Below are 21,142 nucleotides of genomic sequence, written 5' to 3'. Positions count from 1 at the left end.
AGACAGTTGTATAATGCCCACTGGTATGTGGACTATTAAGCCATCGGTGAGGATCACTCACCGACAGTCAATTTAGTAGCGCTACTTGCAACGCTTACTTTTTCTTTTTACGGTTAGCAATATGAATAGCATGCCCCGCGACAGCGAGTGTTGCTTCATGAACCGTTTCTGATAACGAAGGATGAGCAAACATGGTTAGCCCAAGATCTTCTGCACTGGAGCCAAACTCCATTGCAATAACTGCCTGTGCAATCAACTCAGATGCTTGTGGGCCAATAATATGAACCCCCAAAATTCTGTCAGTGGTTGCATCGGCAATAACTTTAACCATACCAGCGGTACTGTTTGCTGCCATAGCTCGACCATTGGCCGCAAATGGGCAAGTGCCCACGTTGTATTCTATGCCGTCATTCTTTAGCTGCTCTTCGGTTTTACCGACCCAAGCTATTTCAGGGTTGGTATAGATTACACCGGGAACACAGTCATAATTGACTTTCGTTTTTTGGCCAGCAATTCGCTCTGCGACCATAACACCTTCTTCCATCCCTTTATGCGCTAACATAGGGCCACGAACAACATCGCCCACGGCATAAATACCCGGAACATCAGTACGGCACTTATCATTTACAAAGATGAAACCACGCTCATCTAGGTTAACGCCACTTTCAGGCGATAATAGACCTTCTGTATAAGGCGATCGACCTACTGCCACGATAACCTTGTCGAATTTAGCCTCTTGCTTACCTTTTGAGTCTTCATAAGCAACATTAACGAGTCCGCGCTTTATTTCGCTTCCTGTTACTCGTGCTTTAAGCTTGATATCTAAGCCTTGCTTTTTAAGCTGCTTTAGCGCTTCTTTAGCAATTTGCTGATCTGCTGAAGGCAAGAACGTATCTTGTGCTTCTAGCACAGTCACTTCAGACCCTAGGCGTGCCCAAACACTCCCTAACTCTAAACCGATGACGCCTGCACCAATAACACCTAAACGCTTAGGCACTTCTTCAAAATCAAGTGCGCCCGTTGAGTCAACGATATACCCTTCTGTTAACGGTGTTGGAGGTATTTCAACAGGTCTTGAACCCGTTGCAATGACGATATTTTCGGCATCATAAATAGTCACTTTGCCATCTTTATCAATCACTTCAACTTGCTTACCACCTAGTACCTTACCAGAACCCTGAATAGAGCTAACGCCATTAGCTTTAAACAAAGACGCGATACCACCGGTTAAGTTTTTAACGATAGTGTTTTTTCGATCAAGCATTTTAGCGACATCCATTTTAACGTCGCCAGTATCAATACCGTGAGACGCAAAATCATGCTTAGCTTCTTCAAACTTGTGAGAAGACTCCAACAATGCTTTCGAAGGGATACAACCCACATTTAGGCACGTTCCGCCTAATATTTGCTTACCCGCTTCAGAGACCCACTGTTCAACACACGCTGTTTTTAATCCTAATTGTGCACAACGGATAGCCGCAACATATCCGCCTGGTCCTGCACCTATAACAATGACATCAAATTTATCTGACATTTCACATTCCGCTTAATTTTTAAATAAGAGTTAAAAATTTCTATACGTCGAGGATGATTCGAGCAGGATCTTCAAGTAACTCTTTAATCGTTACCAAAAACTGAACCGCTTCTTTACCATCAATCATCCTATGGTCATAGGACAAAGCCAAATACATCATTGGCAATATAACCACTTCACCGTCAACCGCCATTGGACGCTCTTGGATTTTATGCATGCCCAAGATAGCCGTTTGTGGCGGGTTAATAATGGGCGTCGACAACAGCGAACCAAACACACCACCATTTGATATGGTAAACGTGCCACCTGTCATATCTTCAATACCCAACTTACCATCGCGCGCTTTAAGGCCGTAATTGCGAATACCGGCTTCTATGTCAGCAAGACCCATACCATCTACGTCTCTTAAAACAGGTACAACTAAACCACGCTCGGATGACACAGCAACACCAATGTCTTGGTAACCATGATAAACAATGTCATTACCATCAATTGATGCGTTTACAGCTGGGAAACGCTTAAGGGCTTCTACAGCTGCTTTAACAAAGAATGACATAAAGCCCAGACGTGTACCGTTGTGCTTTTTCTCAAATAAGTCTTTGTATTGATTACGAAGTTCCATTACTGGCTTCATGTTAACTTCATTAAATGTCGTCAACAAAGCTGCGTTTTGCTGAGCACTCACTAGGCGTCTTGCAACACTCGCACGCAAACGGGTCATGGGCACTCGTTTTTCTATGCGACCTTGCCCTGGAATATCAAGACTAGGCATTGATGGTGCAGTGGTCTGCGCTTTGGTTGCTTCAGGCTGGGGCGCAGCAGGCGTTGTAGAACCAGACGATGCACCCAAATAGTTCACAACATCTTCTTTGGTTAATCGACCGCCTTTACCTGTTGCCGGAATCGCAGACGCATCAAGTCCATTTTCGTCCACTAGTTTACGAGCAGCAGGGCTCAGCAGTAGCTCTTCGGTCGACTCAGTGTCAGTAGCGGCTGTCGTTGATGAAGTCTCTTCAGAAGCCGCCGTTGACCCAGTCGCGCCATCAGCAAAGATACCAATGACTTCGCCACTTAAAACAGTATCGCCCTCACCTTTAGCGATGCTTTCAATGACACCATCATTAGGTGCAACTACTTCTAGTACTACCTTGTCTGTCTCAATATCGACAATAAGCTCATCTCTGGCCACCTGTTCACCAGGCTTTTTGTGCCAAGTAGCGATGGTTCCGTCTGCAACAGATTCAGGGAAGGTCGGTGCTTTGATTTCGATTGCCATTTGTTATCCTTTTTCTACAAATTCTTTTCTTGTTTATACGTCTAATGCTTCAGTGACTAACTTATTTTGTTCTTCCACATGAACCGATGCATAACCACATGCAGGTGCAGCGGATGCCGGTCTACCGGCGTAATTTAGGTATAACTTAGGGTTAACTTCCCGTACCACTTCTCTCATATGATGCTGACTACAGTACCAGGCCCCCTGGTTCATTGGCTCTTCTTGACACCATACAACGTCATTAAGTTTTGTATAGACCGATAACACGTCTAATAAGTCATCAGAAGGGAAAGGGTAAAGTTGTTCAATTCGAACGATTGCAACTTCTTCTTTCTCTTCGTTGCGGCGGCGCTCTAACAAGTCGTAATAAACCTTACCGCTACAAAGTACTACTCGCTTAACCTTTTTAGGATCTTGTACATCAACTTCAGGAAGAACAGTATAGAAAGTACCGTCGGATAACTCCTCTATCGTCGATACAGCTTCTTTATGCCTCAACAAACTCTTAGGTGTAATCGCAATAAGTGGCTTTCTTAATGGTCTCTTCACCTGACGTCTAAGCATATGAAAAACCTGCGAAGGCGTCGTGGGCACACACACTTGTATATTATGCTCAGCACATAACTGCAAGTACCGTTCCAATCTGGCAGAAGAGTGTTCTGGGCCCTGGCCTTCATAACCATGTGGTAATAACATCGTTAAGCCGCAAAGACGGCCCCACTTATGCTCACCACTGGTAATAAACTGATCAATCACAACCTGAGCACCATTCGCAAAGTCACCAAACTGAGCTTCCCAAATAACCAACGCACTAGGGTTAGTGGTTGCGTAACCGTACTCAAACCCTAGTACTGCAACCTCAGATAATAAAGAGTCATAGATTTCGATCTTAGGCTGATCGTCTGCCAAGTTAGCTAACGGCATATAGACAGCACCGTCACTTTGACTGTGCAATACAGCATGACGGTGAGAGAACGTACCGCGACCTACATCTTGACCGGTGATTCGAACTTCATGGCCGTCATTGAGCAAGGTGGCGTAAGCCATCACTTCAGCATAGCCCCAGTTAATGGGCATCGCACCTTGGTTCATTTTATTACGATCTTCGATAATCTTTTGAACCTGCCGCTGAACCGTAAAACCGTCGGGCGTTTGCCCTAGTTTTTTGCCTAGCTTCTCTAGCGTTTTACGGTTAATGCTAGTTTTAGCTTTCGCAGTCCATACATGCCCTAAATAGGGTGTCCAGTCCACATGTAGCTCTAGCTTAGGATCTTTAACTAAGCTTTTAACCACGTGTTCGCCATTATCAAGTGCATCACGGTATTCATCTTCAAGCTTTTTAGCCTCTTCTGCACTCAAAACACCCTGATTAATTAGGTTGTCAGCGTAAATATTGCGCGTCGTCGGTTGAGCTTTGATCTGTTTATACATGATTGGCTGAGTGCCAGAAGGCTCATCTGCTTCGTTATGACCTCTTCTTCTGTAGCAGACAAGATCGATCACCACATCTTTCTTAAACTGATGCCGATAATCCATAGCGACCTGCGTCACAAACAACACAGCTTCTGGATCATCACCATTAACGTGTAAGATCGGTGCCTGAATCATTTTAGCAACATCAGTACAATACTCAGTTGAACGAGCATCTTCTTTCTTATTCGTGGTAAAGCCAACCTGGTTGTTAATCACAACATGAACAGTACCACCTGTGTAGTAAGCTCTTGTTTGTGACATCTGGAAGGTTTCCATAACAACGCCTTGGCCTGCAAAGGCTGCGTCACCATGCATAATGACAGGTACAACTGTTTCGCCTTGAATATCCTGACGTCGAGACTGTCGAGCACGCACCGACCCCTCCACAACAGGAGAAACAATTTCAAGGTGAGAAGGGTTAAATGAAAGCGCAAGATGCACTTCACCACCTGAGGTCATAACATTTGATGAAAAGCCTTGGTGGTATTTAACATCACCCGAGCCCATATCATGGAGTCGCTTACCTTCAAACTCGTTAAACAAATCTTTAGGGTTTTTACCTAACGTGTTAACCAACACGTTTAAACGCCCTCGGTGCGCCATACCTATAACAATTTCTTTGGCACCGTAACTTCCCGCACGCTGAATAAGCTCATCAGTAAGCGGAATTAAACTCTCCCCTCCTTCAAGCCCAAAGCGTTTAGTACCTGGGTAGCGAGAGCCCAAATATTTTTCTAGTCCTTCAGCTGCAGTTAAACGTTCCAACAGGTGCTTTTTGGTATCAGCTTCAAATTCGGGTTTGGTTTTGACGGACTCTAGCCTTTGCTGAAACCAACGTTTTATATCAGTATCAACAATATGCATATATTCAGCACCGACACTACCGCAGTATGTTTTCTGCAAGCCGTCAAGAATATCTCTTAACGCCATCGTGTCTGCGCCAAACATCAACGACCCAGTCTGAAACTCAAGATCTAGATCTGCATCACTTAAACCGTGATACGCAAGCCCAAGATCTGCAATTGTTTCACGCTCCATAATACCGAGAGGATCAAGCGACGCATGCTGATGCCCACGAAATCGGTAAGCGTTAATTAATTGAAGAACTTTAATTTGTTTGGTTTCGTGCTCAGAGGTCGCACTAGAGGGTGTAGCTGATTGACTATATTGACGTTGATTTTTGGAAATATGAAGAAATTGTTCGCGGATGGTTGAATGAGGCACATCACGAGAGGTGACGCCTTCTTCAGCCCTGGGAAGCTGGTCAAAATAACTTCTCCACTCCTCTGGAACCTGATTGGGGTCCGTCAGATAAGTGTCGTATAATTGCTCAACGTAAGCAAAATTCCCTCCAGCCAGATGGGAAGTTTGCCATAACTGCTCCATTATGCTTTCGTGCATGTTCTATAGCTCGCCTTGATTAATGCCTAGGAGCTATCTGGTGGCAACCGGTTAAAAACTTACCTTTGATGACTGCTGCCCCACAGATAGCACGGGTGTTACCCGCCAACCAGTGGTTTTTCTTTTTTTCAGCAAAACTGCAACATCAGCTTTTTGAGCTTACATTGCAGGTTCCGGATTATGTGCGTTAAATAAATGCTAGGATATTAGCCATTAGTATCAACAACACATGGATTCATCATTACAGTATAGACATTTTCTGGGAAACCCCTAATTTCTAACGAGTTTCCCAGCAAAATAATCTATCAGCCCGCTAAGTAGCGCGCTGTAGAAGCATATTTCTTATATGGCCAATCGCTCTTGTAGGGTTAAGACCCTTAGGACAAACACTAACGCAGTTCATGATACTTCTGCAGCGGAAAACACTGAAAGGATCATCAAGGTCTGCCAAACGCTCATTTGTCGCAGTATCACGACTATCAGCCAAGAATCGGTAAGCCTGCAGTAGACCTGATGGCCCAACAAACTTATCTGGGTTCCACCAGAACGAAGGACAAGCAGTTGAACAACAAGCGCAAAGAATACACTCATATAGCCCATCAAGCTTCTCTCTATCTTCAGGAGACTGAAGACGTTCAATAGCAGGAGCCGGCTTATCATTAATTAAGAAAGGCTTAATCTTTTCGTATTGCTTGTAGAACATTGACATATCTACAACCAAATCACGAATAACTGGAAGACCCGGTAAAGGACGTAAAACCAGTTTATTATTCTTAACAACAGCAGAAAGTGGCGTAATACATGCCAAACCATTCTTACCGTTCATGTTAAGACCATCTGACCCACATACACCTTCACGGCATGAGCGTCTGTAAGCCAAAGTCGTATCTTGCTCTTTCATCAAACCTAATACATCCAGAACCATTAAGTCCTTTCCATCAGGAATATCAACTTGGACATCCTGCATGTAAGGGGTTTGATCTGTTTCTGGATTATAACGATAAATACTTACTAACATTCTTTAATCCCCCGTTAGTAGCTACGAACTTGGGGCGCAAACGCCTCAACAGTTTTCGGTGAGAAGTTTACATCTCGCTTACCAACACGCTTTTCTGCTGGGAAGTAAATAGAATGTTTAAGCCAGTTCTCATCATCGCGCTCAGTAAAGTCATTACGTGCATGAGCACCACGGCTTTCTTTACGCTCTTCAGCTGAAACAGCTGTCGCATAAGCAACTTCAAACAAGTTATCTAACTCTAACGCTTCAATTCGAGCAGTGTTGAATGCACCCGACTTGTCTTCAAGATGCGTATTGTTAACGCGCTCTCTAAGCTCATCCAGCATCTTAAGACCTTTTTGCATGGTCTCACCGTCGCGGAATACACCAAAGTACAACTGCATCGTGCTTTGAAGATCATCACGAACCGCTGCGACACTCTCTCCACCGGTAGAGTTATTTAAGCGATCTAGGCGAGCCATAGCTGCCTCGATGTCTGCTTCTGTCGCTGCATCAGTACTAAAACCTTCTTTAAGCGACTTTTCGATTTGAATACCAGCCGCACGACCAAATACCACTAAATCAAGTAGTGAGTTACCACCCAATCGGTTTGCACCATGAACAGATACACATGCCGCTTCACCACACGCATATAAACCTTCGATAATCTGATCATTACCATCAGCATCTTGAGTTAACGCTTGCCCACCAATAGTGGTCGGTATACCACCCATCATATAGTGACACGTTGGTACAACAGGAACAGGTGCTTTTACAGGGTCAACGTGTGCAAATGTTTTAGATAGCTCACAAATACCAGGTAAACGTAAGTTAAGAGTTTCTTCACCTAAGTGATCTAACTTAAGCAATACGTGATCTTTCTTAGGACCACAACCACGACCTGCTAGAATTTCCAGAACCATTGAACGAGCTACTACATCACGACCAGCCAAATCTTTGGCGTTTGGCGCGTAACGTTCCATAAATCGCTCTCCGTCACCATTGATCAGGTATCCACCTTCACCACGACAACCTTCCGTTACAAGAACACCCGCACCCGCTATACCGGTTGGGTGAAACTGCCACATCTCCATATCCTGTCCAGGGAAACCCGCACGCAGAGCCATCCCCATACCGTCGCCTGTGTTGATCAAAGCATTGGTGGTTGACTGGAAAATTCGACCCGCACCGCCGGTCGCCATAACAGTTGCTTTAGCTTTAACGTAAACTGTTTCGCCCGTTTCAATACAAATAGCGATAACACCTACGACACTGCCTTTTTGATTTTTGACTAAATCAACAGCATACCATTCGTTAAGGAAGGTTGTACCACCCTTAAGGTTACCTTGATATAAAGCGTGTAAAAGCGCGTGACCAGTTCTATCTGCCGCAGCACATGTTCGTGCTGCCTGCCCGCCTTTACCGAAATCTTTTGACTGACCACCAAAAGGACGCTGATAAATACGGCCTTCTTCGGTACGAGAGAACGGTAGACCCATATGGTCTAACTCGTATACTGCTTGAGGGCCTACAGAACACATATATTCGATAGCGTCTTGATCTCCGATATAATCAGAGCCTTTAACAGTATCGTACATGTGCCAGCGCCAATCATCATTTGGATCATTACTTGCAATCGCACATGTAATGCCACCCTGAGCTGAAACAGTGTGTGAACGTGTTGGAAATACTTTTGTGATACAGGCTGTTTTAACACCTGACTCGGTCAACTGAAGTGCTGCACGCATCCCAGCACCGCCACCACCAATTACGATGGCTTCATAAGTTAAAGTTCGAAGCTTAGACATCAATTACAGTCCCCACAAAATTTGAACGCCCCAGACGAAATAAACAAACATCACGCCGCCGCAGAAAGTTTGAAAAAGGAATCTTACGACACCGTTTTTCAAATAGTCAGTTGAAATGGTCCACATTCCTACCCATGCATGCGCACTAAGCGAAACCAAGGCCAAAATAGTAAAAATCTTCATGCAGCTATTTGCAAATAGAGCGTTCCAATCTGCATAAGTCAGATCAGGTGTCGCTATAAAATAGCCCAATAAAAAAAGAATATATGCAGCAAGAACAACAGCAGTTAGACGCTGTATCATCCAGTCATATAAACCACTTCTTCCTAAACTAGTAACGTTGGCTACCATATCCAGACTCCTGCAAGCAAAATCAATACAATTGAAACTACCAAGGTAATTTTGGCACCCAACTTACCACCTTCTAACGTTTCACCGATGCCTGCATCCATAAGAAGATGCTTAACACCTGCAACGAGGTGATACAACAAAGCCGAAAGGATTCCCCAAAGAATCAACTTGGCTAAAAAACCCTGCATAATGTCTTTAATGACATTAAATCCTTCTTCACCGCTTAAAGACATTTCAAATGCCCACAAGACGAATGCGACTCCAACAAACAGAGCCAAACCCGTGACTCGATGAATTATCGAAGTGATGGCAGGTAGTGGAAAACTAAATTTGGACAGATCTAGGTTAACAGGTCTATTGCTATTCACAGCTTCTTCACACTCTTTTGGGCCCACTTCGGGGCAGTTTACAGGAGAGGTGCTCAAGGCAATTCTTTAGGAAGGCCGTATAGCCTCTCTTTGAGAACAAACTCTGGCTATTTCGGGAACGAGATTATAGAGATATGTCAGGAAAATTACAATTAACCTAACCATTTATCTATCTTTCTTCTTAAGAAATAGCCTCTACTACTATAGTAAGAGGTCATGCTCATTGACAAATTTTTCTCAATCTCTATAGTTGTCCAGCCGACATATTCACGATAATGGCACAAAAATACGCCCAAACAACAAGTTGAGCGATTTAACAACTAAAAATCGCACCTTTTTAATACACAACTACAAATAAAGCGCCAAAATTGGGCGTAATTGCACATTACAACGCATGCTATATACACATGCGCTATAACGCGCTAAATTTTGTAGGTAATCATAATTGGCACTTGTTTAAGGCTTATAAAGAGCCTGCATTAATTATTAATGTAATTCTTTTTTCAATGAACCGAGCCTGATAAGTAGGCACGATACCTAAAATCAGAGGGATTCTACAAAGAATGCACGCTGAACTTAGGTATCGCGCATGAACTTAGGCCATAGCACTGACCATAGGAGAGCACCATGACTGATAAAAAAGCACAGTTATCGGTGGGCGATATCACTGTTGAGTTCCCTGTTTATTCAGGAACCGTAGGCCCAGATGTAATAGATGTACGCGGATTAGTAGCACAAGGTTTGTTCACATACGACCCTGGCTTTGTTTCAACAGCCGCTTGCGAATCAAAAATTACATATATTGATGGCGAAAATGGCGTTCTTTTACACCGCGGCTACCCAATTGAGCAACTTGCAGAAAGCTCTGATTACTTAGAGCTATGTTATCTTCTTGTTCGTGGCGAACTACCAACAGAAGAGCAAAGTAACGAATACAGACAGACTGTAAGCCAGCACACCATGGTTCATGATCAAATGACCCACTTCTTTAATGGTTTCCGTCGCGACGCTCACCCTATGGCTATAATGTGCGGTGTAGTAGGTGCTCTTTCTGCGTTCTATCACGACAAAGACTTCTCAGACCAAGAACATCGTGACATTGCAATGTTCAGACTCGTAGCCAAAATGCCTACCGTGGCAGCAATGTGCTACAAGTACACAATGGGTCAGCCATTCGTATATCCAAAGAATGAATTAAACTACGCTGAAAATTTCTTACATATGATGTTTAGCACCCCTTGTGGCGATTACGAGATCAACCCAGTAATTGCTGAAGCAATGGATAAAATCTTCATGCTTCATGCTGACCACGAACAAAACGCATCAACTTCGACTGTTAGACTAGCAGGCTCAACTGGCGCAAACCCATTTGCGTGTATGGCGTCAGGTATTGCTGCACTTTGGGGCCCCGCCCACGGCGGAGCAAACGAAGCCGTACTAACAATGCTTGAAGAAATTGGCGATATCGAACACATTGACGAGTTTGTTGCAAAAGCAAAAGATAAAGAAGACCCATTCAGACTAATGGGCTTTGGACACAGAGTTTATAAAAACTTTGATCCACGCGCCAAAGTAATGCGTCAAACATGTGATGAAGTACTGGAAGCACTTGGTCTTGAAAATGACCCTCTTCTTAAAATCGCTAAGCGCTTAGAGCAAATCGCACTTGAAGATGAATATTTCATCAAGCGTAAGCTGTATCCAAACGTTGATTTTTATTCAGGTATCATCTTAAGAGCTATCGGCATCCCTGTCTCAATGTTTACAGTCATATTCGCAATGTCTAGAACCATTGGTTGGTTTGCACACTGGAACGAAATGGTTAGCGAAGATTATCGCATCGGCCGCCCTCGCCAGCTGTACACAGGCTACACCAAGCGCGACTATCCTACTAAGTAGTCATTCGCTTACCACAAAAAAAGGGTCGCTTATTAGCGACCCTTTTTTTATCCTTTCAGAACAACCAGCAACTCAAGCCAAAAGAGCCACCCCTTAACATGGCAACTCTTCAAGCTAATTACAACGCACTATTCTTTAGTGGCCTTTTTAGCCACTTTTTTAGTCGTCTTTTTAGTCGCCTTCTTAACCACTTTCTTTTTCGCTTGTGTTTCCACCCACTTTGAATTCTCGTAGTGCGCAGACCAACCACTAGCCTTTCCTTCAACCTCAGTCATCACATACTGCTCTTTATTTTTACGACTGTAGCGAATGATAGCCGGATTTCCATCTGGATCTTGAACCGGAGCAGAAAAGAGAAACTCGTACTTAGGATCTATTTCATCTTTATGAGGCAGTATCTCTGTGACTAAAGGGGCTCGTGTTTCACGATTTTTAGGGAACTTACTTGCTGCCAAAAACAGTCCTGCAGCGCCATCCCTCAACACATAAGTATCTTCCACCTTCTCGCAAGCAAGCTCAGGCATTTGCACAGGATCCATCTTAGGTGGAGCCGCCTCACCACTCCTTAGAAGCTTACGCGTATTTTTACAAGCTTCATTGGTACAACCAAAGTACTTCCCAAAACGTCCTGATTTTAGCTGCATTTCCGAACCGCACTTATCACACTCAAGCGACGGACCATCATAACCTTTAATCTTAAATACGCCCTGCTCCACCTCAAAACCGGAACAGTCAGGGTTGTTTCCGCAAACATGAAGTTTGCGCTGCTCATCAATCAGATAACTATCCATTGCTGTATCACAAATACTGCAACGTTTCTTTTTACGAAGAAGACGTGACTCCCCTTCATCGTCATCATCTACACTAACAACTTCATCACCCAAGACTAAATTGATAGTACTTTTACAACGTTCTTTCGGAGGTAATGAATAACCCGAACACCCCAAAAATACGCCCGTACTAGCGGTTCTAATCTGCATATTGCGACCGCAAGTTGGACAAGGAATATCAGTCTCTGTCGGCTGATTTTCTCGCATCCCACCCTCAGGCGCCTCTGCTTTCTCTAATTGTCCTGTAAACCCTTTATAGAAAGTGTTTAATACACCCTTCCAGTCTTTCTCACCGCTAGCAACATCATCTAATGTTTCTTCCATCTTAGCGGTAAAGCTATAATCCATTAAGTCATCAAACGACTCAACCAAACGCTCTATGACAATATCACCCATCTTCTCTGCATAGAATCGACGATTTTGAAGCCTGACATAACCACGCTCTTGTATGGTAGATATGATCGACGCATAAGTAGATGGACGACCAATGCCGCGTTTCTCCAACTCCTTAACAAGACTCGCTTCAGTATATCTAGGTGAAGGCTTTGTAAAGTGCTGTTTTGGATCAAGCGCCTTAAGATCAAGAGTTTGGCCGACCTGTAAATCAGGCAAAATGATGTCATCATCTTTTTTACCAAATGACGGCAGGATTTTAGTGTAGCCCTCAAACTTCATGACACGACCTTTGGTTCGAAGCAAAAACTCGCCAGCCGAGACCGTGATCGAAGAACTCAGATATTGTGCATCTTTCATCTGACAGGCAACGAACTGCCTCCAAATTAAATCATAAAGTCGTTCTGCATCTTTCTCTAGGCCAGCAACTTGAAAGCCCATCATTTCAACATTTGAAGGCCTGATCGCTTCGTGGGCTTCTTGCGCACCATCTTTACTTGAATATATACGCGGCTGATCATTAAGAAATTCAGCCCCAACGCTTTTGTTAATATACTCCCTACAAGCCTCTACAGCCTCTTTACTTAAGTTCGTAGAGTCAGTTCTCATATAAGTGATGTAACCAGCCTCATAGAGCCTCTGAGCAAGCATCATGGTCTTTTTAACACTAAACCCCAATCGTGTACTGGCAGCCTGCTGCAATGTAGACGTAATAAAAGGAGGGTTTGGCTTAGAACTTGTTGGGCGATCTTCTCGCTTATCAACTGTATAAGTGGCAGAATTTAAAAAATCAGTGTATTGCTTGGTTTCTTTTTCACTGACAGGTCTGAAGTTTTCATTCTGATACTTAGTAACCTGAAAACGCGTTGAAGCATCAGACTTAGCAATAAGGTCTGCATATACCTCCCAAAACTCTTCAGGGTTAAACGCTCTAATTTCTTGCTCACGCTCGACAATCAACCTAACAGCTACAGATTGAACCCTGCCTGCAGACAGACCTCTTGCCACTTTACTCCAAAGTAATGGCGACACCATAAAACCAACCACACGATCAAGAAAGCGCCGAGCTTGCTGCGCATTAACTCTTGATTGATCAAGCTCACCCGGCGTTTTAAACGCTTCTTGAATGGCTTTTTTAGTTATTTCATTAAAAACAACTCGTCTATAGCGAGTCTCATCACCACCAATCGACTCCATCAAATGCCATGCAATAGCCTCTCCCTCTCTATCCAAATCCGTTGCGAGATAGATAGTGTCAGCAGTTTTAGCTAATCGCTGCAACTCACTGACGACTTTTTCTTTACCAGGAAGGATCTGATAATTAGCGGCCCAGTCTTTTTCTGGGTTAACGCCCATCCTGGCAATCAACTGCTCTTTAGACTTGCGCTTTTTATTCTTAATTTTTTCTTCAGGGCTCAGTTTCCTGGTGATAGCAGCAGCTTTCGCTCTTTCTGCTGGCGTGGAAGTGCTTGCCGATCCGCTCGTTGGCAGGTCTCTTATATGACCCACACTCGACTTCACGACAAACTCAGGACCGAGATATTTATTGATAGTCTTTGCTTTTGCAGGAGACTCGACTATTACCAGTGATTTACCCATAAAATTCCGTTAACTTTATTCCGCAACTGATTGAAACATCAGATTAACTAAAATAGATTTGGCGACATATATAAGTTGTTGTAGCCGAAGGGTCAAGTTATTACCAGATTTTTTTAAAATAACTAAGTGGAAAAAAATGACAATTTGACACAAATTAGATGGCTATTTAATTTAGTATTGTTTTAACCATTAGACTAACATTAACAAGATAATACTCAACCAATCAGTGAATTTACTTAAATGATGACCGTAATAATATTTAGCTTTATAGGGGGACTTTTACTGGTTTCAATCATTTTCAGTACCCTCGCCCACAAAAGACAACAAGCTCTTTCAATCAATAGAAGCAAGATCAACCAACTATCAAGAAACATTTACGATCTTGAAGAAGTTCTTAACACACTACTTCACACAGACCCCGCTTACGACCTGATACTCATCTTGCACCAACAAATAATCATGCTTGCTGAAAAAAAATTAGCGCTTGAACCTAACAACAAAAAAACGCAACAACAGCTTGCTCACCTAAAATCTTTGAATGCTAAGTTTTGTAACAAGAAACGAGATAACGACATAAATAGAGTTATGCAGAGCGACGAGGCCATTAATGTTGCCAACTTCCACCTACAGCAAGTTGCGAATTTGCTACACAAATTCACAACAAACAAAAAGCTTTCAAGCGCTAAATTTAATGAGCTCTCAAAACACATACTTAAACTTCAGCTAGATATCGGCGTTGAAAGCCACATAGCTCAAGCTGATCGCTATTCTGATAGCAATGACAACCTTTTAGCTCAATCTCACTTAAAGCAAGCCAGAGAGTCGCTCAGAGCTTTTTCCGGTGACTTCCCCGAGAAGGCAGAACTGATAAGAACGCTTGCGCAACGAATAAAAGAAATGAATCAGCCTCATGATAGCGAGGAAGAACCCCCAACAATTGACACTAATACACCTAACGACAACCTTGAATTAACAACTAACGTCCAAGAAACAAAAGTCTCAGCCAAAGAGAGAACCAAGGAAAGCATTCACTCAACAACCGCCACAGAAAGCCCCTCTCCCACCTCAGCAGACAATGATTTACAAACACCACATAGCAAACCTTAACAGCGCTGCAAACAACAGAGCCTAGCCTCCCTTACCCACAAGCAAAAGACAAACAAAAAAAAGACCGAGCAAGCTCGGTCTTTTTAGACTTTAACAGTCATACACCCTATTTAGAAGCGCTTAGATGCGCTCCCAAACAGTTGAGATACCCTGTCCAAGACCAATACACATGGTAGAAACACCCAAAGTACCGCCTTTAGCCTGCATAACATTCAACAACGTTGTTGAAATACGTGCACCTGAACAACCTAATGGGTGACCTAAAGCGATCGCACCACCATTAAGGTTAACTTTTTCATCTGCAACATCTATCAACTTAAGGTCTTTCATTACAGGTAATGACTGACCCGCGAATGCTTCGTTCAATTCCCAGAAATCGATATCTTCGACTTTTAGGCCTGCACGCTTCAACGCCTTCTTAGTAGCAGGAACCGGACCGTAACCCATGATAGCAGGATCACAACCGGCAACAGCCATTGACTTAATACGCGCAAGAGGCGTTAAGCCAAGCTGCTTTGCTTTCGCAGCAGACATTAGTAGCATCGCAGATGCACCATCAGTCAACTGTGAAGAAGTACCCGCGGTTACAGTACCACCCTTAGGGTTAAAGGCTGGCTTAAGCTTACCAAGAGACTCAACAGTCGTTTCAGGGCGGATAGTCTCATCAGTTTCGATAAGTACCTTGAAACCATTCTCATCATGACCTTCTATTGGAATAATTTCGTTCTTAAAACGACCTTCCAAAGTAGCTTCATGTGCCAAGCGGTGAGAACGAGCACCAAACTCGTCTTGCATTTGACGAGAAATACCGTGCATCTTAGCCAACATCTCAGCGGTTAAGCCCATCATGTTAGACGCTTTAGCAGAGTACTTACTAGCAGCCGGGTTATGATCAAAGCCTTTAGTCATGGATACGTGACCCATGTGCTCAACACCACCCACAACAAATACATCACCGTTACCAGTCATGATCGCTTGAGCCGCAGTATGGATAGAGCTCATAGCAGAACCACACAGACGGTTTACCGTTTGTGCACCTGCAGTATGAGGCACTTTAGTCAATAATGAAATTTGACGAGCAACGTTAAAACCCTGCTCCATCGTCTGGTTTACACAACCCCAGATTACATCTTCAACTTCGTTAACGTTTGCACCTGGATTACGTGCAAATAATGCATCGATAAGCGTCGCAGAAAGTGTTTCAGCACGAACATTGCGGAAACAGCCATTCTTAGCACGACCCATTGGGGATCGCACTGCATCGACTACGACGACATCTTGTGGATTAAGACTCATTAGATACTCTCCGTTCGATAATCTGTTTCAGCTATTAACCGAAATACTTCTTGCCAGCTTTTGCCATTTCTCTCATACCAGCTGTTGGCTGATATAAAGCACCAAGGTCTGCATACTTGTCTGCGATTTCACAGAACTTGTCTACACCCATAGCATCGATATAGCGAAGAGCACCACCACGGAATGGAGGGAAACCGATACCGAAGATAAGACCCATATCAGCTTCCGCTGGAGTCTCAACGATACCATCTTCTAAACAACGAACAGTTTCAATACACAATGGAACCATCATACGCTCAATGATCTGCTCATCGGTAAACTCTTCTTGCTTCTCAACAACAGGCTTTAGCAAGTCATACACTGACTCATCTACAACTTTCTTCTGCTTACCCTTACGATCTAACTCGTACTGATAGAAACCTTTGTCTGTCTTCTGACCATAACGGCCCGCATCAAACATTACATCGATAGCCGTTGCGCTATCATACTTCATGCGATCAGGGAAACCATCAGCCATTACTTCACCAGCATGCTTACCCGTATCCATACCGACAACATCTAGCAAGTAAGCAGGACCCATAGGCCAACCAAACTTCTCCATGATCTTATCAACACGCTGATAGTCTGCACCATCACGAACAAGACCAATAAATCCACCAAAGTATGGGAACAAGACACGGTTAACTAAGAAACCTGGGCAATCGTTAACAACAACTGGGGTTTTACCCATTGCTTTAGCGTATGCAACTGTTGTAGCAATTGTTTCTTCGCTTGTTTTCTCACCACGGATAACTTCAACCAAAGGCATCATGTTAACAGGGTTAAAGAAGTGCATACCGCAGAAGTTTTCTGGACGCTTAAGGCTCTTAGCCAATAAGTTTACAGAGATTGTTGAGGTGTTAGTCGTAAGGATAGTATCTTCACGAACCTGATCTTCAACTTCAGCAAGAACAATACCCTTAACTTTAGGGTTTTCAACTACCGCTTCAACTACAAGATCAACGTTTTTGAAGTCGCCGTAGCTAAGTGCTGGCGTAATGCTATTAAGTACGTCTGCCATTTTAGCCGCTGTCATGCGCTTTCTGTCTACACGCTTAACAAGAAGCTTTTTAGCTTCGCTCAATCCAAGATCGATACCCGCCTGAGCGATATCTTTCATGATGATTGGCGTACCTTTAAGTGCTGATTGGTAAGCGACACCGCCCCCCATAATACCTGCACCAAGAACCGCAGCCAGCTTAACTTCACTCGCTAATGGCTCTAGATCTTTAGCTTTTTTCTTTAACTCTTGATCATTTAAGAACAAACCGATCAATGAAGCAGATACAGACGTTTTAGCCATTTTAGCGAAGCCTTTTGCTTCTACTTCAATCGCTTTATCACGAGACATGCCTGCATGCTTCTGCATCACTTTGATTGCTTCAACAGGTGCTGGATAATGTGGTCCAGCCTGTCCAGCAACAAAACCTTTAGCCGTTTCAAATACCATCATGCTTTCTAATGGATTCAACTTAAGCTTGCTGGTTTTTTCTTCACGACGAGCCTTGTAGTCAACCTTACCATTGATCGCTTGCTTAACTAAATCAACAGCAGCCTCTAAAAGCGTGTCTGGTCCAACTACAGCATCTACAGCACCAAACTTAAGCGCATCTTCAGGCTTGTATTCTTTAGTACCACAGATCCACTCGATCGCGTTATCTGCACCAATTAGGCGAGATAAACGAACAGTACCACCGAATCCTGGGAAGATACCCAACTTAACTTCTGGTAACCCAACTTTTGCTTCTGTTGACATTACGCGATAGTCAGTTGAAAGACACATTTCAAAACCACCACCTAGTGCAACACCATTGATTGCGGTGACAGAAGGAAAAGGAAGGTCTTCAATATCGCTAAATATGCTATTTGCAGCCAAGTTGCTAGCAATCAGCTCTTCTTCAGGGCCAGCAAACAAATCTGTAAATTCGGTTATATCAGCACCAACGATAAAACAGTCTTTAGAACTTGTAACTACAAGACCTTTTATACCTTTAGCACTTTTAAGCTTATCAGTTGCCGCACGCAGTTCTTCGATAGTAAGTCTATTAAATTTGTTAACCGACTCACCGTCTAAATCAAAGTTTAGCTGAGCAATGCTGCCTTCGATCTCTTTAACCGTGATGGCTTTACCTTCGTAAATCATCAACTGTTCTCCAAGCTATTAGTAAGCACTGGCAACCTACATTCATTTACTTCCTTTTGAGAAGTTAAAGTCTGTAATTTAACCAGCATTGGATTAAAACGGGCCGTCTTAGCAATACGAAACTAACCAAAAATAACGTTACAAGATTGCCAGCAAAGTACACCAACGTGTAACAATACAAGGTTAATATCCGCCACTAAAACTAGGCGCTATATTCAAAATTCATACGCTCGTTTGAATCTAGAGCGCACACCATGAAAAAAAATCGACCATTTGTCAATCGTTTCTACAGATTTATACATTTTAGTTGCAATTCAACTCAAATGATAACCTTAAAGAGAATATATTTTAGTTTAATAAATTCAATAAGTTAAAAAATATTAATAATTTGATTTATGAACTTTATCTTCTAACTTGGATATTTATTAATTTTTAATTGGAACATTAATTAACAAAAAAATCTTGCAAGGCTCTAACGCTTGCTTTAGCCTCAGCCATTAAGTATTTGTATGCACTAAATAAAATACTATAATAAAAAATATTCCTGACATAAATGTCAGTCCTATTTTACATAAACCAGATGAGTAGCGTTTACCTTAAGCCTATTTAATGGCATTTCCGGATCAGGTTTCTCTACCCAGCACACAAAATAATAAGACGGAGACTGTCAATGAAGCTATTCGCCGAATACTTTACGACGACTTATCGGCACCTAGCCAAAACCCTGCTTTCAGTTATTCTCTTTTCAGTTGCCATTTCAGCAAACGCGCAAGAAAACGAAGAAGCAGATAACCTTCTAAAAGCCCTCCACCAGGCTCAGATACAATCTTACTTTACCATCAACGCATTTTATAACTTTAGCGCAAACGATGGTGACAAAGCACTGCTAGGCGATGTCAACGAAGCCATTAATGAAGTAAACACCGTACTGAACACGCTTGAATCGTTTAATTCGGTTGAATATATAAAGCCTGACATAACAGCAGCAGCTGAAAAATGGCAGTCATATAAAACGACCCTTAACACCATCATCAATGACATTCTCGATCAGGGCTATGCAGACTTACGACTCATGTCAGATCTTGCACTTCAAAACCAAGAATTTACCGACCAACTCTCTACCAGCTACGCAAAGGTGGAAAGCGAATCAGGCTTCAAACCAGAAGCAATTGCAGAGCAAAGCCGTCAATCAGCGATCATGATGGCAGCGATGATGACTAAGTATTCAGCACGCACCACATCAAATGTAAGCCAGATATTTCAAGGTAGCGCAACCGAGAAGACTATTGACGTGCTCGCGAACGACCTAGACAAAAAATTAAATACACTATTATCAAACAGTTCTGGTGAACAAAAGAAAACCATAAACTCCGTATTAACCAAGTGGGACTTTATTAAAGGTTCATATATAAACTACAACGAGAAGAACGTTAATTACGTCGTTAATCTTTACTCAAAACGAATCATTGATTCTCTAGAAGCCACATCAGGACTTTAAGCCCACGCAAAAATATATAGAAGGCAGGCGCCTTCTATATACTTACATCAACGCTAATACACTCAAAGCCACTTAACACTTAAGCTGTTTTGGGCACAATCATTGATTCATTAATAGCATTCAATGCCACATAAATATCATTCACATCCTTCTCTTCACCTCGCTCATCCCAAAAAACCAAAGCACCGCTCGATGACAGCATCAAAAGATGACAAGCACTAGGCAGCGAGTTGGCAGCCTGTAACACAGCTGCTTTATCAATACCCTGAGGCAAAGACGCCTCAACGAATGACCACACACCTTCTTTATCCTTTATAACATATAGACCACCCGAGAACTTTACAGTCTGGCTAGAGAAATTTAAGCATTCATAAATATAGGCTCCCAAAATAAAATCTTCATACCTGACTAAACGTTCTTTAAGAGTCTTATTGGGCATTCTAACCTTTAACCCCTTACCCATAGCCCATTGACGCACTTTCATTCTTTCTCTATCTCTAGTGCTAGGCATAACCCAAAAAACAGAGCCCATTAAAGACAACACAATTAATATAACAATCCACGAACCCACAGCATTACCTTTGATTTTACAAATAGTTGATGACGAACAATAATAAGCTAAAAGAAGATTGCATTCTTCTTACACCTCATTAAAGTTAAATCTAGTAGCCTAGTTAATCGAAATAAGGGATAAGACATGACGGAATACAATAAAATATTAGCCGCGATAGATCTTACAGAAGAATCCGCCCAAGTTCTCGATAGAGCAAGAGATTTAGCTAACCGATATAACTGCACACTCGAAATCGTGCACATCATAGAACCTCTTGGTTATGCCTACGGCGGTGATATACCTATGGATCTGACTGAAATCCAGAGACAATTAGAAGATCACGCCAAAGAGTTTCTTGCAAAAGCAGGGAGCCAATACCAAGTAGATAACAGTCAACAGCATGTCATCATTGGCAGGCCTGAAACAGAGATTCACCGCCTTTCAGAAGAGTGTGATTTTGACTTAGTTGTGGTTGGAAGTCACGGCAGACATGGCATAAAACTTTTATTAGGTTCGACCGCAAACGGCATTTTACATGGCGCAAAGTGCGATGTGTTGGCCGTTAGAATACAGTAAA

The 21,142-nt window shown here is 42.8% G+C and carries 15 protein-coding genes; 4 read left to right on the top strand and 11 right to left on the bottom strand.

What is annotated here, in order from left to right; translation table 11 throughout:
* Nucleotides 1-94: 94 nt before the first annotated feature.
* The 7 genes from lpdA to sdhC form a co-directional block, all read right to left on the bottom strand.
* Nucleotides 95-1,534 carry a dihydrolipoyl dehydrogenase gene (gene lpdA, locus NKI27_RS08435; protein ID WP_265049220.1) on the bottom strand — a complete coding sequence of 480 codons (1,440 nt, stop codon included), beginning with the start codon at nt 1,532-1,534 and terminating at the stop codon, nt 95-97.
* Nucleotides 1,535-1,574: 40 nt separating this feature from the next.
* A complete protein-coding gene (gene odhB, locus NKI27_RS08430) occupies nt 1,575-2,810 on the bottom strand; it encodes a 2-oxoglutarate dehydrogenase complex dihydrolipoyllysine-residue succinyltransferase (RefSeq protein WP_265049219.1) in 1,236 nt (411 codons plus the stop codon).
* A gap of 33 nt (nt 2,811-2,843) precedes the next feature.
* Nucleotides 2,844-5,684 (bottom strand): 2-oxoglutarate dehydrogenase E1 component, encoded by a 2,841-nt coding sequence (locus NKI27_RS08425; RefSeq protein ID WP_265049218.1) that lies wholly within the window; start codon nt 5,682-5,684, stop codon nt 2,844-2,846.
* Nucleotides 5,685-5,997: 313 nt separating this feature from the next.
* Nucleotides 5,998-6,702: a succinate dehydrogenase iron-sulfur subunit gene (locus tag NKI27_RS08420; protein ID WP_265049217.1), complete on the bottom strand. Its 705-nt coding sequence runs from the start codon at nt 6,700-6,702 to the stop codon at nt 5,998-6,000.
* A gap of 14 nt (nt 6,703-6,716) precedes the next feature.
* Nucleotides 6,717-8,489 carry a succinate dehydrogenase flavoprotein subunit gene (gene sdhA, locus NKI27_RS08415; protein ID WP_265049216.1) on the bottom strand — a complete coding sequence of 591 codons (1,773 nt, stop codon included), beginning with the start codon at nt 8,487-8,489 and terminating at the stop codon, nt 6,717-6,719.
* 3 nt (nt 8,490-8,492) lie between these two features.
* The gene (gene sdhD / locus NKI27_RS08410) at nt 8,493-8,840 is read right to left on the bottom strand and encodes a succinate dehydrogenase, hydrophobic membrane anchor protein (RefSeq protein WP_265049215.1); all 348 of its coding nucleotides are present in this window, start codon (nt 8,838-8,840) and stop codon (nt 8,493-8,495) included.
* Nucleotides 8,834-9,265: a succinate dehydrogenase, cytochrome b556 subunit gene (gene sdhC / locus NKI27_RS08405; RefSeq protein ID WP_406803053.1), complete on the bottom strand. Its 432-nt coding sequence runs from the start codon at nt 9,263-9,265 to the stop codon at nt 8,834-8,836. The genes sdhD and sdhC overlap by 7 nt, the downstream gene beginning before the upstream one ends.
* A gap of 570 nt (nt 9,266-9,835) precedes the next feature.
* Between sdhC and gltA the strand changes: the two genes are divergently transcribed.
* Nucleotides 9,836-11,107 (top strand): citrate synthase, encoded by a 1,272-nt coding sequence (gene gltA / locus NKI27_RS08400; RefSeq protein ID WP_265049214.1) that lies wholly within the window; start codon nt 9,836-9,838, stop codon nt 11,105-11,107.
* A gap of 128 nt (nt 11,108-11,235) precedes the next feature.
* On the opposite strand, the gene topA is transcribed toward gltA, so the two are convergent.
* A complete protein-coding gene (gene topA, locus NKI27_RS08395; RefSeq protein ID WP_265049213.1) occupies nt 11,236-13,929 on the bottom strand; it encodes a type I DNA topoisomerase in 2,694 nt (897 codons plus the stop codon).
* Nucleotides 13,930-14,169: 240 nt separating this feature from the next.
* Between topA and NKI27_RS08390 the strand changes: the two genes are divergently transcribed.
* A complete protein-coding gene (locus tag NKI27_RS08390; RefSeq protein ID WP_265049212.1) occupies nt 14,170-15,036 on the top strand; it encodes a hypothetical protein in 867 nt (288 codons plus the stop codon).
* 120 nt (nt 15,037-15,156) lie between these two features.
* On the opposite strand, the gene fadA is transcribed toward NKI27_RS08390, so the two are convergent.
* Nucleotides 15,157-16,332, bottom strand: coding sequence for an acetyl-CoA C-acyltransferase FadA (gene fadA, locus NKI27_RS08385; protein ID WP_265049211.1), 1,176 nt, complete (start codon nt 16,330-16,332; stop codon nt 15,157-15,159).
* Nucleotides 16,333-16,366: 34 nt separating this feature from the next.
* Nucleotides 16,367-18,514, bottom strand: coding sequence for a fatty acid oxidation complex subunit alpha FadB (gene fadB / locus NKI27_RS08380; protein WP_265049210.1), 2,148 nt, complete (start codon nt 18,512-18,514; stop codon nt 16,367-16,369).
* A gap of 670 nt (nt 18,515-19,184) precedes the next feature.
* On the opposite strand from fadB, the gene NKI27_RS08375 reads away from it, so the two are divergent.
* Nucleotides 19,185-20,012: a hypothetical protein gene (locus NKI27_RS08375; protein ID WP_265049209.1), complete on the top strand. Its 828-nt coding sequence runs from the start codon at nt 19,185-19,187 to the stop codon at nt 20,010-20,012.
* Between the two features lie 79 nt (nt 20,013-20,091).
* On the opposite strand, the gene NKI27_RS08370 is transcribed toward NKI27_RS08375, so the two are convergent.
* Nucleotides 20,092-20,583 carry a hypothetical protein gene (locus NKI27_RS08370; RefSeq protein ID WP_265049208.1) on the bottom strand — a complete coding sequence of 164 codons (492 nt, stop codon included), beginning with the start codon at nt 20,581-20,583 and terminating at the stop codon, nt 20,092-20,094.
* A 126-nt stretch (nt 20,584-20,709) separates the two neighbouring features.
* On the opposite strand from NKI27_RS08370, the gene NKI27_RS08365 reads away from it, so the two are divergent.
* Nucleotides 20,710-21,141 carry a universal stress protein gene (locus NKI27_RS08365; RefSeq protein ID WP_265049207.1) on the top strand — a complete coding sequence of 144 codons (432 nt, stop codon included), beginning with the start codon at nt 20,710-20,712 and terminating at the stop codon, nt 21,139-21,141.
* The last annotated feature ends 1 nt before the right edge of the window (nt 21,142 follow it).

The organism is Alkalimarinus alittae, from assembly GCF_026016465.1.
GTDB lineage: Bacteria > Pseudomonadota > Gammaproteobacteria > Pseudomonadales > Oleiphilaceae > Alkalimarinus > Alkalimarinus alittae.
This window is presented reverse-complemented; position numbering and strand designations above follow the sequence as displayed.

Excerpts from the sequence above, each read along its gene's own strand:
- lpdA (WP_265049220.1), bottom strand. The coding sequence starts at position 1,534 with ATGTCAGATAAATTTGATGTCATTGTTATAGGTGCAGGACCAGGCGGA.
- odhB (WP_265049219.1), bottom strand. The coding sequence starts at position 2,810 with ATGGCAATCGAAATCAAAGCACCGACCTTCCCTGAATCTGTTGCAGAC.
- NKI27_RS08425 (WP_265049218.1), bottom strand. The coding sequence starts at position 5,684 with ATGCACGAAAGCATAATGGAGCAGTTATGGCAAACTTCCCATCTGGCT.
- NKI27_RS08420 (WP_265049217.1), bottom strand. The coding sequence starts at position 6,702 with ATGTTAGTAAGTATTTATCGTTATAATCCAGAAACAGATCAAACCCCT.
- sdhA (WP_265049216.1), bottom strand. The coding sequence starts at position 8,489 with ATGTCTAAGCTTCGAACTTTAACTTATGAAGCCATCGTAATTGGTGGT.
- sdhD (WP_265049215.1), bottom strand. The coding sequence starts at position 8,840 with ATGGTAGCCAACGTTACTAGTTTAGGAAGAAGTGGTTTATATGACTGG.
- gltA (WP_265049214.1), top strand. The coding sequence starts at position 9,836 with ATGACTGATAAAAAAGCACAGTTATCGGTGGGCGATATCACTGTTGAG.
- topA (WP_265049213.1), bottom strand. The coding sequence starts at position 13,929 with ATGGGTAAATCACTGGTAATAGTCGAGTCTCCTGCAAAAGCAAAGACT.
- NKI27_RS08390 (WP_265049212.1), top strand. The coding sequence starts at position 14,170 with ATGATGACCGTAATAATATTTAGCTTTATAGGGGGACTTTTACTGGTT.
- fadA (WP_265049211.1), bottom strand. The coding sequence starts at position 16,332 with ATGAGTCTTAATCCACAAGATGTCGTCGTAGTCGATGCAGTGCGATCC.
- fadB (WP_265049210.1), bottom strand. The coding sequence starts at position 18,514 with ATGATTTACGAAGGTAAAGCCATCACGGTTAAAGAGATCGAAGGCAGC.
- NKI27_RS08375 (WP_265049209.1), top strand. The coding sequence starts at position 19,185 with ATGAAGCTATTCGCCGAATACTTTACGACGACTTATCGGCACCTAGCC.
- NKI27_RS08365 (WP_265049207.1), top strand. The coding sequence starts at position 20,710 with ATGACGGAATACAATAAAATATTAGCCGCGATAGATCTTACAGAAGAA.